8 protein-coding genes are annotated in these 13,107 nt (G+C 38.8%); all 8 read right to left on the bottom strand.

Translation table 11 applies throughout. The features are described from left to right. Positions 1 to 336: 336 nt before the first annotated feature. Positions 337 to 2,556 (bottom strand): DUF7133 domain-containing protein, encoded by a 2,220-nt coding sequence (locus HQN83_RS22725; protein WP_173093652.1) that lies wholly within the window; start codon positions 2,554 to 2,556, stop codon positions 337 to 339. Between the two features lie 39 nt (positions 2,557 to 2,595). Beyond that, positions 2,596 to 3,357: a ThuA domain-containing protein gene (locus HQN83_RS22720; RefSeq protein ID WP_217277453.1), complete on the bottom strand. Its 762-nt coding sequence runs from the start codon at positions 3,355 to 3,357 to the stop codon at positions 2,596 to 2,598. A 104-nt stretch (positions 3,358 to 3,461) separates the two neighbouring features. Next, positions 3,462 to 4,724 carry a glycoside hydrolase family 71/99-like protein gene (locus tag HQN83_RS22715; RefSeq protein WP_173093650.1) on the bottom strand — a complete coding sequence of 421 codons (1,263 nt, stop codon included), beginning with the start codon at positions 4,722 to 4,724 and terminating at the stop codon, positions 3,462 to 3,464. 8 nt (positions 4,725 to 4,732) lie between these two features. Beyond that, positions 4,733 to 5,866, bottom strand: coding sequence for a hypothetical protein (locus HQN83_RS22710; protein WP_173093648.1), 1,134 nt, complete (start codon positions 5,864 to 5,866; stop codon positions 4,733 to 4,735). Positions 5,867 to 5,902: 36 nt separating this feature from the next. Further along, positions 5,903 to 7,231 carry a glycoside hydrolase family 71/99-like protein gene (locus HQN83_RS22705; RefSeq protein WP_173093646.1) on the bottom strand — a complete coding sequence of 443 codons (1,329 nt, stop codon included), beginning with the start codon at positions 7,229 to 7,231 and terminating at the stop codon, positions 5,903 to 5,905. 22 nt (positions 7,232 to 7,253) lie between these two features. Then, a complete protein-coding gene (locus tag HQN83_RS22700) occupies positions 7,254 to 7,970 on the bottom strand; it encodes a DUF3823 domain-containing protein (protein WP_173093644.1) in 717 nt (238 codons plus the stop codon). Between the two features lie 20 nt (positions 7,971 to 7,990). After that, entirely contained in the window at positions 7,991 to 9,808 is a 1,818-nt protein-coding gene (locus HQN83_RS22695; RefSeq protein WP_173093642.1) for a RagB/SusD family nutrient uptake outer membrane protein, read from the bottom strand. A gap of 12 nt (positions 9,809 to 9,820) precedes the next feature. Then, on the bottom strand, positions 9,821 to 12,979 hold the full coding sequence (locus tag HQN83_RS22690; protein ID WP_173093640.1) for a SusC/RagA family TonB-linked outer membrane protein: 3,159 nt from the start codon (positions 12,977 to 12,979) through the stop codon (positions 9,821 to 9,823). Positions 12,980 to 13,107 lie beyond the last annotated feature (128 nt).

The raw sequence follows: 13,107 nt of genomic DNA, 5'->3' as shown, positions 1-13,107 counted from the left end.
GCAACAGGCAATTAGCACTAATTTCATATCGGGCACGCTGCACAAAGAATTTAAATACTAAAATACTTATTTTCAGATTCTTATTGAAAAAACTTTCTGACTTGTCATTGGTAATTTATTTCAGCATCTCTCAAGAGAAAGAAAGCCTTGCTAGTGCGAGGTTCTGATACCGGCCTTCGCCGGCATGACGAATTCAGGATGACGAACGAACGGATAAAATATTAAATGAATAATATAAAACAAGAAAGGGTGCAGTTCAATTGAACTGCACCCTTTCTTGTTACTAATTGGTAATAGAAATTACTATTACCAATTAGTAATAGCAAGAATTGTAATCTATTTCTTCAAATCATTCAATTCTTGCCAAGTCCAGTTCTTGGTTCTTCCTACAGTTTGCTCACGTACTTTCTTAACGTCAGCAGCCTTCACTGTAGATGCTTTGTTCCCAATGTCATTACGGATGTAGCTAATTACCGATGCAATATATTCGTCATTGTTAGCTCCAAGAGCAGGCATCACATCTGCGTATGCTTTGCCATTAACAGGGCCCGATAAACCATGAAGTAAAATGCGGATTATTTTTTCAGGATCACCATTTATATCTTTGTTTGCTGCCAAGGGAGGAGCAGGCATATCTTTACCGCCGTTGATTACACCCTTTCCATCTGAACCATGACAAGTAACACAAAGCTGTTTAAATATTAGTGCACCATCATTTATTAATTTCTGATCAGCTGTGGCCATTAGTTTCGAATTTCTTTCAGCAGTAGCTTTTGCCTCTATTTGTTTTTGATACTTTTTATTAGACTCAGCAAGTACTACATCATTAGGATGATTGGCAATAATGTCAGCTATAATTTGTTGTGCTTTGTCAGAATTATTGAACCTTAATGAAAGTCCCAGTTGCAAACGAACGTCAGCACTTGGATCATTTTTTAATGGTTCAACTGCCATAACTAAGCTTTCATCACCTTTACGGATAGGTTCTTCACTAATCCATACCGCGGTTTTTCTTACTTCTGCATCCTTATCTTTAAGTGCTGCTAGTAAAGTAGATCTATCTAGAGCATCTAAGCCGTTCATTGTCCAAAGCGCATGGATACGAGCTAGTTGAATAGGAGAGTTCAGTGCAAGTTCCTTTAACGCTGGTACTACAGATTTGTCTCCACGAACAACGATAAGTTTTTGGGCATTATCTCTCCACCAGCCATTAGGATGAGAAAGATATGGAACAAGTTTGTCACTGGTAAGATTTAGCATATTTGGAATGGTTTTATCCGGCTTAATACCGTCATGAACCAATCTATAGATACGTCCTCTACCAATGTTTTTATCCAATTGCTTTTGATCAATCTGATTACGCAGATAAGTTCCTTTTCTGGTCCAGTTACCTTCCTGAATAATTCCGCGGTACATATCTACAATGTATAAACATCCATCTGGGCCTGTTACACTGTTTACAGGTCTAAAATTCATGTCTGTAGATGAAATGAACTCTTCATGATCATATGCATTCGTTAAGGTTATTTTACCATCAGTATCCGTAACCTTAGCTCGTCTGATCAATCTGCCTACTGGTTCGCAAATCAATAAATCTCCTTTCAAGTCATCAGGTAATGAGTTACCTCTAAAAACCGATTGCCCTGTTGAGGCAGTAAAATGATTTAACGTACTGTCTGGACGTAGTCGGCCTAAACCTCCCTGTACATCAGGGGTAGAAATTAGAGGCCATACCGCCTGAAATTCATCATTGTACTGGCCGTTAAGATCCAAATATCCAAAAAATGGATTTTGTTGGAAGTTTACTGCAGGAGCTTCTCCACCTGCTGATGAAAAATACAGTCTGCCGTAATTGTCATTTGCAAGGCCCCACTGACCACCTGAACCTTCATGCTGTTGTTCAGATTTTAATAACCCATTGTCAAACTTATAGCGAACGTTTTCTACAGTTACATAAATTTTATTGTCGAGATTCCATACCAGACCACTTCGCTGATGTTCCAGATTACTTGTGTTTTCAGATTCATTTTTGAAAACCATTTTCTTTTCATCAGCAACGCCATCACCATTGGTATCGCGGTAACTATAAATACTATTGTCAAAAGTTTCGGCAACTAAAAGGCGGTCATCAAGTGGCAAAATCATCCTTGGCAATAATAGTTTATCAAGAAAAACTACTGATTTATCCATTTTACCATCGCCATTGGTATCTTCCAGCCTTTTAATGGTACAAACAGGTTTCATCTCACCTGTACCTTCGGCATCCTGCATATAAGTATTCATTTCTGCTACATACAAGCGCCCGTTGGCATCCCAGGCAATTGCAACAGGCTCATGAATCATTGGCTCAGAAGCAACAAGTTCCAGGTGGTAGCCTTTTGGAAGATGAATGGTTTTTAGACTCTCCTGAGGAGTTAAATAAGCAGGAGAGGGGTTGGTATTAACGATTATTTTGCCATTGGCATCACGTTTTACCGTATTTTGTGATACTTTACAGGTAAAAACGAGCATGGACATGCAAAGCATGCCCATTACCCATTGTTTTTTTTGTCTCATTATATTTGGTTTTGTGTGTTTCGGGGTTTGCAGGGGTGTTTATTTTTTTACACCCAGCGCATATTTTATCCCTCCTAAAAGATGATTAAGATAAAGTGGATCTGTATAAGATTCACGGGTATGACCAAGTTCAGTATAGAAAGCGCGACCACCATCATATTCATGGTACCATGCCATAGGGTGTTTAGCACCCATTTTACCATTACCCGGATCATAGCTGTTCTCATCAATATATATTAATACGTTTAAGCCATCAGCTACCCATTTGAAATTATACCATTCATCTTTTCTTTTCCATACTTCAGGAAGATGTTTTGTAGAGATGTGGTTACGGTTAACAACATTTAATGAAGCTTCCTGCTGACTTGGATGGCTTACAAAATAAGCACCTACAAGTTTACCGTACCAAGGCCATTCATATTCCGTATCAGTAGCAGCATGCACACCAATAAAGTTACCACCACCTTTAATATATTTTTCAAATACAGCTTGTTGTGTGTCATTTAGAACATCACCTGTGGTATTGAAAAACATTACAGCTTTATATTGTTTTAAATTCTCGGTCGTAAATTTTTCTGAATTAGTAGTAGTATCAACATCAAAGTTGTTTTCTGCTCCTAATTTAAGGATAACAGGCACACCAAATTCAATTGCATCATGGTGAAATCCTGCTGTTTTACAGAACACCAGAATTTTAGGATTTTTCTTTGCCGATGCCGCTGAGGCACTGAACATGATCACGATTAATGACAGCATTGCGAATGCTTTGACTAAAGAGTTGTTTCTTGTTAAGATTTTCATTTGTTTTTATTTTAGTGGTATTAAAGGTAAAAGATTTTTACCTGTCTAAGTAACGGATAAAATGTATTATTTAAGAGACAAGTTTTACTAAAGCATTAATACACTTACATCGGTTTAGTTGGACGCACAGCTGTGAGCGCAATCTGACCTTTAAACATCTTTCCACCATCATCTGTAAGTCTCAGGTAATAGTCTGATGAACACGCTGTTCCATCCTCATCCAACGTAACAAATGAAGAGCCTTTAGGTATAAAGGATGAATTTTCCGCAGTTTTTGCGATCTGATTTCCTTCATTATACTCATCAAACATAGAAATATAAATTCCCTGACAACCCACTCTTTTCATGTTATAAAACTGTCGCCACATAAAATCTCCATGAGCACGCTGGCGCTCCTGTAAATCACCTGGCAATACACAAGGCTGATAATCAATTCCATTAGCATTGCAATAAGCCTGGTCAGGTTTATTTACATTCATAAAAAATCCATCTGATTCATTTGCATTCCCAATTCTACCCACCATCCAAGGCGAAAGCATGTCAAAAGCTTTATAAGCGCTAATGAAATTAGGTCGTGAATCACTTTCTTGTTTACGCCAATGGGTAGGTACACCACCAATAACATAGCAGCCTTTGCTTTTAAACCAATTAATTACATCAACACAAACCGAAGCAGGCCAAGGATGGTTATTGTCGTTAAATCCAAATCCCCAAATGCATACTACCGGTTTCCCATTTTGTTTAGCATAGGCAGAAGACGTGATGTAGGCCGACATTTTATTGGTCCAATCGGTTTTAATCTCTGATTGCATATTTGTCCATCCACTTACATCATACATGATATAGAATTTACGACCATAAGCCTCTGCTGCGGTTTTTACCTTTGCAGTAATGGCGTCACGTACCGGACCTTCAATGCCATTTGGATTAAAACGTTGTAAAGCTGCGGCATCAATGCCATTCTGCTGCATCCAAAGAAACTGTGTATTTACAGTTTGAGTCGTAAACGATGAGAATAATTTTGCTTCTTGTCCATTACCAAGATCTTCAAAGCCAGTTTGAAAGGTTTCTGTATACTCCCTAACATCCGGCCATGATTTTATCCCCAGGTTTGTAGGGGAAGGAATCTTCCCCCAGTCCTGAGTATAATGCCACCAGGCATCAATTGGAGAGCCATCACCTTTTGCTGCAAACCAGCCCTGATAGCCAACAGTAATTTTACCAACCACATCACCAACAGGAGAGGGGGTTGTGTCAATCACTTCTCCCGGTTTATCGGGAGAAGTGATTTCATTAGAGCTCTTTTTTGAGCAACTACTCAATAAAGCAAATAAGGCTATCAGGAAGGCGATATTATTTTTTTGCATGATCATGGTTATTTTCCTGTAAAGCGAAGATCATCTATACCCACAGCTACATCCGGATGATCTTTACTATTGGTAAAAAAGAATACCCTAAAATAGTTAATGGACTTGAAGTCTGCACCACCATCTCCGGTATTGATAGCTTTGTCAAAGTCAAGCGTGATTTCATTCCAGCCATTCTTTAAGTTATCTACCAATGGAGCTACATCCCAGGCAGATTCATGATCATCGGCCTTGCCTGAACTGGTCAGCTCTATAGAACCATCCTTTTTAATATTGGAAACATCAGATATATACCACCAGAATTTAAACTGACCGTTGTCTTTGTTGAAAGTCGAATTAACAGGTGTTTCAAATTTCCTTATAAACTGCATAAAGTCTCCACCGTTAGCTATGGTATTCTTAAGGTATCCTGTTCCTTCTTTTTTACCTGAAGTTTCAATGGTAGGAGCACCCACAGTTTCCCATCCATCCGGTTTATCTGCATTGTCAAATGAAACAGCAGGAGCCGGTGGCACAGCCCTCAATACCAGACCATCTACACCCGTAATTACATCAGAGTGGTCTTTTGTTTTTGTCCAGAAAAATACTCTGAAAAAGTTAAGTGCTGCAGGGTTTGGTGTACCAGACAGATCTGCATCCCTTAAATTAAGGTTTACCTGATTCCATCCATTTTTCAATGTAGGCAATAATTTAGCTACAGACCACCCATACTCATCCTTATCCGCATCTCCGCCACTGGTGATTTCAATTTGACCATCTTCTTTTATGGCAGATACATCAGATATATACCACCAGAATGAGAATTGGCCATTAGCCGTTGTAAGTTTAGAATCTAATGGGGTAGCTAAATGCTTTATAAATTGCATAAAGTCATCTCCGCTTTTTATAGTGTTCTTCAGGTATCCACTACCTACTTTTGCTCCCGATGTTTCAATAACAGGATCACCAACAGTTTGCCACCCATCTTTAGCGTCAACATTGTCAAATACCACGAGAGTTGGGTCAACTGGTTCTCCTGGCTCCTCTGGCAAAGGCACTACATGACTTGTGTCTCTTGAAGTGTATTTTTCCTTTTTACAGCTGGTTACTGTAAGCCCGATTAAGGCGATGGAACATACCATCATATTTTTTATTAATCTCATTTCCTTTATTTTAAAAGTTTAACATTAATTTCTTCATTATCTAGCTGGTTTAACCCTGGTAAAGCCAGGGTCGCCGTGGAACCAACTCGCTCCTTTTCCTGTTAACCACAGGTAATAATCAGAAGGCAGGTCGTTTTCAATTCCAACGAATTTAAGTCCCTCATCACCGTTTAAGGGCGTATCTGCTTCTCGGGCCGCCTTAAATATGGCTGTACCCTCATCAATTTCATCGAACATCGCTACATATAATGATTTTGCACCAACTTTTTTGGCGCCGGCAATTTGTTGCCATAAGAAATCGCCTTTTAAACGTGGTATCTGATAGTAAAGACTGGCATCCTTATGCATATTACCCCAGGTAAAACCTGGAAATACTAATGGAACATAATCTACCTTGTTAGCTTTACACCACTGAATATCATCATAAGTTATTCGTTCGTTGTAATTTCCTGAGCCGTATCTTCCCACTGCCCACGGCATAACTATATCCACTTTTTTTATAAGAGTATGCAGCAATGGCGATTTTTCGGTGTCATCACCCAATGTTCTCCAGTAAAATGGAACCCCAAGCATAACTGCCACCTTATTATCAGGCCCTTTCAGTTTTCCTACCAGGGTGGTTACATCAGAAATGGTATATTTTCTGTTGTCATTAAAACCTACACCCCAAATAGTTACCAAGGGTCTGCCATTGTGGTATAAATAGGTGGGGTTCTCTTTGCTGTCAAAAAGTTTAAAGAGACTTTGCAATTCATTCCAATCCTGCTCCAGATAAGCAACGTCGGCGCTTGAGCAACCGCTCAGGTCGTACATTACACTAATTGCCCTGCCATATTTCTTAGCTGCTTTTAGTGCGTTTGCTAAGACCTTGTTGAAGTGCCTTTTTCCGGATGCATTTGAAGATTTAATCTCACCCACAAATCTCTGCATATGTACACCGTCAATACCATAGTCCTTCATCCATTTAAAATGAAGATCGACACTTTCTTCGTCGTAAGGACTATATAAGTAAGCATCAGACCCATTAGCAAATTTAAAAGGCGATTTATACCTTTTGGTATATTCAGTAATGTCTGGCCAGAAATCTACATTGGTATTTCCGGGGAAAAAGCCACCATTACCCTGATAATGATACCAGCCGCGTTGCGAACCATCTCCCTCTGCAGCAAACCAACCTTGATAACCGGCCATCACTAGGCCGGTATAAGATTTGTAAACTACGCCAGTCATGTCATAGACTTTATCCTGAGATGTTACAGGTGGCTTTACTTCCGGATCGGAATCTTTTACCTTATCGCTTTTAGAGCATGATGCAATGCAAGCCATCATTGTAAAAGAGAAAAACAATATCCTAAACTTCTTCATCAGTATATTTTGTTATGTTCAATTAATTAGCTGGCACATCTATTTCAATGATGTCAGAGAAATTAGAGCTCTTGAAACTATCGTTTAAGCGAACTCCTACTCTTACAAAGAACTTTCTGCCAGGCAACATATCAGGAATATCGATGGTAACAGACTTGTCAGCATCGGTCATGTCTGCCCACTGTTTATTAATCGATTTTTTATAGAGGTCAGAAAAATCTCTGATGGATGCACCTGCACCTACCAGTTTGGTATTGTTAACATATGGCTGAGTTTCTATAATGGTTGGCAAACCTGCGCCAATTGGTGCCTCCATTAAATATTTTAATGTTAGCGTTTTGCCATTTAGTGTCGCAGTAAAGTTCTTGATGATAATATATGGGGTAACCGTGAAGTCGCGCTTTGTGCCCTTATTAATATCAACTGTAACAGTATCGTAAAGAGGCCAGAAAGCTCCGCCTTTTGGGATCACTTTGTAAGTGCCTTTAAACAATTTGCTATCCTTAAAGGTGCCATCAAATTTACTTGGAATCTCCTGAGGCGAAGGTGTAGCACTCCAGCTAATCTGTTCCAATCTGATTTGGGTACTACCCTGTGAGGTAAGCAAATTGCCACCTTCCGACGAAACAAGGTTTCCTTCGAATGAAGCATTTGGACCATCGTAGTTATCTATTTTTGTACACGCAGAACTTGCCAGTATAGTTATTCCTAACAACATTCTACTAATCAGGTTTTTCATATCTTTTAAATTTTATATTCTTAGTAATTAGGGTTATTAGGGTATAGGTTAGGATTTTTACCTAGCTCTCCGCCCGGAATTGGCTCGTAATAAAACTTCTTGTCGAAATTGTAATTGCGCTGAAATAGTTCAGGTTCTGCTAAGAAGATGTATTTGTTTTCGTTAAACACATAGTAAGGCATAAGGCCTTTAAACCTTGCATTGTTTAATACTACATCTGCAATTCTCCATCTTTTTAAATCCCAATAGTAGTGGTTTTCAAAGGCAAGCTCCATACCTCTTTCATTGCGTACTTTTTCTATATCAATTGAAGTGTAAGGAGTTGCACCTGCTCTCGACCTAATCATATTTATTAAAGTTAAAGCGTCTCCTGCATTACCCAATTCCATAGCTGCTTCTGCTCTATTTAATAAGATTTCAGCATAACGAAGGTCAAGCCATGGTTGCTCACTTCTGTTCAGATCTACAGTTGAGATTGGTTTAGCTGCGTCGATGTATTTTCTAACATAAAAACCTGTACGAGTTAGCTCATCACCACCTGTCCAAGGACCGGTAAAGCCGATAACCATTTTACCTTGATACAAGGTTTTTGTATCTCCTGAAAGTATGTAACTGCGAGAATTAGATTGTTTTGCAACTTCTGCAGCTGCGGTTCCACTAAATGAAGGGTAGATACCTCTCTGCATATCGAATGTAAGACCTCTTAAAGTTGCTCCCGGGAAATATACTGTAGCAAGTAACCTTGGTTCAAGTCCCTGCATTATTTCAGCACGATCATTGAAGCGCTTTGGCGTTCCATCAGAATTAGTTACCTGTAAGGCGCCCCAACGCTGTACCAGCTCCAAAGTAGGGTACGATCTGGTAAGTGCATTAGCTGTCATGTAACGCGGCGACATGGTGGCATCCCAGCTATGTGCTGTATTTGAAATTATAGAGTATTGTTTGATAAAGATGTTTTCAGGACTCTCACTTTTAAGGAAAAGATCAACGTAGTTCTGTACTTTATCTGCATTTTTTTCATAAAGGGAGTAATGTCCTTCCAGTAATTTAGCAGCCTCAACAGCTTTGGTAAAATAGTCATTGGCTTTTGCTGCAGGTATACCGGCAAATCCTTCAGCTCTGGCAGGACCATCAACAAAGTTTGCAGAACCATATTTTGCAATAGAACCTGCGTACAACATCGCTCTCGATTTTAATGCGGCAGCTGCATATTTGTTCGCTCTTCCTGCTTCATTAGTTTCATTCATCATCTGATAACCCAGATCAAGTTCAGCTCCAATGAAATCCCATGTGGCTTCTTCTTTATCACGATGTACCTGTAATTCTGAAATTGGTGCGCCAGGATCTTGAACTGTAGTAACGATAGGGACACCGCCGTAACGTTTGGCCAAACCGAAATAGTAATAAGCTCTTAAAAAGTGAGCTTCTCCTAATAATGCATTTACATTGGTTTGACCCAGTTTATCTGCGTGTTTTGGTAATTCATCAATCAGGATATTAACATTCCTGATATCGCCATATGGCCAGTAGCCGAATCCGGTACCAATATCCATGCCTCCAAAAGGGCCAACCTCTTCTCCTGTAACCGAAGCCGAATTAAAGAAGTTTTCCCAATCGTTACCACCGGTTTTAAAACCTTGATCCGGTCTGTATTTAAAATCCTCAATTGGTAATCCTCTATAAATAGTAGCTAAGAAGGACTTTACGCCAGCCTCACTGCCAAATATGATATCGGGCGTAAAAATATTAGTAGGGGGAATATCTAACTTTTGGCAAGAGGTTATTAATGCCCCTGCACTTATAGATATTGCTATAATTAGTTTATGTATACTTTTCATATTTCAATAAGTTTAAAAGGTAATGTTCGCTCCTATATTAAAAGTTCTATTCATAGGATACGTGTATCCTCCCAAGGCTATAGAGAAAGGATCGCCGGGATTGATATCCCTATCAGTTGGCTTTGGTCCTTGATGTTCAGGGTCGTAATTTTTAAGCCCAGTAAAAGTTGCGAGATTATAACTGTTTACATATACTCTTAACTTTTTAACACCAATTTTTTGTAGCGCAATTGCCGGAATGGTGTAGCCAAGTTCCAGTGTTTTTATACGTAGATAACTTGCATTTTGTATGGCTTTTGTTCCTTGTGCCCTTGGCGAACCCATAGCAGGGTAGAAGCCTGGTGTCCATTGTGTATTTGGATCATAAATATTAGCAGTAGGATCTGTAGTATGCCAGCTGTCTAGAAAACGCGTTAATGAACTTCTATTAAAAGCAAGTGGTTCAGCAAACAATTCATCATACTGTACATAAACACCCGATGCTCCTTGTAAAAGTACATTTACATCAATTCCTTTGTAAGCCACACCTATGGTCATACCATAGTTTACTAGTGGCATATCATTGGTTGCAATAGGGTGGTTGTCCTTATCATTGATCTCACCATCTTCATTCCAGTCTTTGTAGTAGTAATCTCCAGGTATTACCCCATTATTACCACCACCCATGTTAACACCATAATTGTATATCTGCTGATAACTGGTGAACTGGCCAGCATATTCAGGTCCCCACCAAATGTTTTGATATCTGTTTATTGGGTTTTCTTTCCAGTTAGAATACTCATTACCCGATGGACCACGAAGATTGAATAATGTAGTTGCCCTTGTAGTACCAATATTACCGCTAACGTTGATGTCTACATTGCCAATTTTCCCTCTATGAGATAAGATAAGGTCTAAACCTTGTACTCTATCACTGTTAATGTTGATGTCCGGCACATCGGCTCCAACAGTACCAGGTAAAGCTGTGCCTGGTCTGGCTGCTAAACCTTTTCTATCACTTCTAAAAATTTCTGCGGTACCATCTAATTTTCCACCAAATAAGCTAAAGTCCATAGCTATATTTTTCTTGGTATTTACTGCCCAGCTTAATCCCGGATTACCCAATTTTTGTGTAGATCCATTAACCGAACCTGTACCAAATATGTAGGAGTTTACAGGGTAGTTGTACCCGTTAATGTAGTTAAAGGCTCTTCCTTCTTCATCACCCTGTTGACCATATGAAGCTCTGAATTTTAAGCTGCTAAGGATATTCTCAGAGATAAGATTGCGGAAAAAGTTCTCCTTCGTTACAACCCAACCTACAGATACTCCAGGGAAAAATCCAAACTGATCGCTGGTTCCTGGCTGATATTTGTTAGAACCATCTCTACGGAAAATAAACTCTGCAAGGTATTTTCCCTTGTAATCATAGTTTAACCTTCCTATAATACTCTGAAAAGCAATATCGGTTAATCCGCCTATATCCATTCCACTTTGCATTTGGCTGTTGGCTAAACCTCCAAATAAATAGTCTACAGGGATTTCAGTATCTCTTTGAGCATAAAAGTTATCTCCTGTTTGATGACTTTGCTCATATACAAGCGTTGCAGCAATATTATGATCATTAAAAAATGTATTGGCATAGTTTAATGATAATGAGCTTAAAGTATTAAACCTGGTGTAGTAGGAGCGACGCACGCGCGAAGGGCTTTGTACCTTGCTTGGCAAATAGGTATCGTTATCTGCTTTGTAAGTATATAAAGTATACTCTCTTCTAATTTCATTATTGTCGCTAACGTTATAATCTACATTGTATAATGCTTTTGCATTTAAACCTTTAATGCCAGGTATGTCATATTGTAAGTTTAACTGGCCAACAAAGTTTTTTTGTTTGAACTTTTTTAAACCTACTTTGTCTGCATTAGTAATGATTGCAGGGTTCATGTTATCATCAATAACACTTGGATATAAAGGGTTGTCATTGGCAAATACCTGTTTTGTTGGAATTTGGTTCCAGGCATATTTGTAGATTGTCCACAGATCTGTGTATGGTTGGTTTTTTTCATCCATCATACCAGAGGCTAGCACCTGTGCCTTTAAACCTTTAGTGATGTCTACCGTTACGTTCGAGCGAAAGTTATATTTATTATAGTTAAGGTCTCCGCTTTTAAATACACCATCCTGCTTTTGATAACCAAGATTGAAGAAATAACTGATTTTATCAGATCCACCATTAACGTTTAAATTATGCATTAACTGAGGCGCTGTGTTTTTAAACGCAAGGTCTATCCAATCAGTTGATTTGTAAGTTCCATCAAGCCATGGCTTAATATCAGCGTATGAGAATTTTGGAGGCTGGTTGCTAATGTAATTTGCGTCAAAATCATGTTTGCTCTTCTCATTGGTTAGCAACATGTAATCAACAGCACCAACACCTTCAGGCATACCTAAAAATGTTTGAAACGATTGGTTAAATGAATAGTTTATGTCTACTTTTCCGCTTTTGTTGCCCTTTTTCGTTGTTACTAAAATTACACCACCGGCAGCCCTGATACCATATATTGATGCAGCAGCATCCTTTAGTACAGAAATATTCTCTATCTCATTTGGATCCATTCTGCCCAGAGTCGATTGATCTCCACCAATTACCCCATCAATTACAATTAAAGGATTACTTTTAAATCCTCTGATGTTCAAATTGTTGGCGTAAGAACCTGGTTCAGCAGTTTTTTGTAATACACGTATTCCGGGTACTTTTCCGGTTAGCATATTCACAACACTTTCGTTTTTTGTAACTACAATTTCGTCCCCCTTTAATGTCGAAACGGATCCTGTTACAGTTGCTTTTTTCTGTGTTCCATAACCAACTACAACCAATTCTTCTAGGTTTTTGTTGTCTTCTAACAAAGTGATTTGAAAATCTCTTTTATTCTTTACCTGTATTTCCTGTTGTATAAATCCTACAAATGAAATTTGGATATAAGAATCGGCACCGGGAACACTAATGGAGAATTTACCGTCGCTATCTGTAATGGCACCTGTGTTTGTGCCCTTAACCTTAATACTTACACCAGGTATACCGGCACCTCCGGCTGCATCTGTTACTTTTCCGCTTATCGTAATCGCTTGTTGAGCTAGCAAAACGAGTGGGAATAGAAAAAATAGTGTAAGCAGGTATTTAAATTTTTTCATACTGTTTATCTTTTTGGTTTAATTTATTGTTTGATTATTGCCTGATTAAAGCAAGTGACTTGCTTAGGATAGATGGCGCTTAAGGAGGAAGGGATTTGTAATTGGTCATGTTATAGTTGGTTAAATGA

The organism is Pedobacter foliorum (assembly GCF_013266735.1).
In the GTDB taxonomy this organism is placed as follows: domain Bacteria; phylum Bacteroidota; class Bacteroidia; order Sphingobacteriales; family Sphingobacteriaceae; genus Pedobacter; species Pedobacter foliorum.
The sequence above is the reverse complement of the archived record's forward strand: the minus strand, read 5'-3'. Positions and strand labels throughout refer to the sequence as shown.